1 protein-coding gene and 1 pseudogene are annotated in these 918 nt (G+C 77.3%); one reads left to right on the top strand and one right to left on the bottom strand.

All coding sequences use genetic code 11. The features are described from left to right. Positions 1–199, bottom strand: a pseudogene (locus PINTE_RS21295) (hypothetical protein); the annotation flags it as partial. Positions 200–297: 98 nt separating this feature from the next. On the opposite strand from PINTE_RS21295, the gene PINTE_RS21290 reads away from it, so the two are divergent. Next, the coding region (locus PINTE_RS21290) for a bifunctional adenosylcobinamide kinase/adenosylcobinamide-phosphate guanylyltransferase (RefSeq protein ID WP_157087454.1) at positions 298–918 on the top strand (621 nt) is incomplete at its 3' end.

The raw sequence follows: 918 nt of genomic DNA, 5'->3' as shown, positions 1-918 counted from the left end.
CCACCGCGGCCGGCACCCCGACCGCCACCGCGACGTACTCGACCCCGGCGCGGCGATCGTCGCGCCACCACCGGCGCTCGAGCGCGGACGCGGCGGAACCGTACACGGCGACCGGGTGTCCGCGGCGCGGGTCACCGAAGAGGGAGTCGGCGGCATACCCGAGGGCGAGGCCGACGGCGACGGGCAGACTGGAACTCACGGGGCACAGTCTGCCCACCGGTGCCGCGGCGTGGACGACCGCCCTCGTACGCTGATCCGGACGGAACGCGATGCCAGGTGTGGCTGGGGGTGGATGCGGTGACCACGGTGCTCGTGCTCGGCGGGGTCCGCAGCGGAAAGAGCAGCTACGCCGAACGGCTCCTCGACGGCCGCCCCCACGTCACCTACCTCGCGCCGGGCGCCGTGCCCGACCCCGCCGACACCGAGTGGCTCGCGCGCATCGCGGCACACCGCGCCCGTCGGCCCGCGCACTGGCGCACGGTCGAAGGCGGTGACGTGCCCGCCGCGGTCGCCGCGGTCCAGCCCGGTCAGGCCGTGCTGCTCGACTGTCTCGGCACCTGGGTCACCCGCCTCGTCGACGAGGCCGGAGCCTGGGACGACAGCGGAGACGGTGGCGCCCAGGCCCGCGCCGCCGTCGAGGCCCAGGCCGCCCGCCTCGCCGCCGCCCTCGCCGGATGCGCCGGCGACGCGGTCGTCGTCAGCAACGAGGTGGGTCTCGGCGTCGTGCCGCCCTCCGCCTCCGGGCGGCTCTTCCGCGACCTCCTCGGCCGCCTCAACGCCGGTGTCGCCGAGGCCTGCGACCACCTCGCGTACGTCGTCGCCGGCCGCGTGCTCGACCTCACCGGCGTCCCCCGCGTCGCCGACGCCCCGACCTTCGGGCTCGGCGCCACGCCCCGTGCCGAGGCCGGCCAGCGGCCC

Source organism: Piscicoccus intestinalis NBRC 104926 (genome assembly GCF_001515525.1).
In the GTDB taxonomy this organism is placed as follows: Bacteria; Actinomycetota; Actinomycetes; order Actinomycetales; family Dermatophilaceae; genus Kineosphaera; species Kineosphaera intestinalis.
Note: the sequence above shows the minus strand (reverse complement) of the source record. Positions and strands in the feature narration are given on the sequence as shown.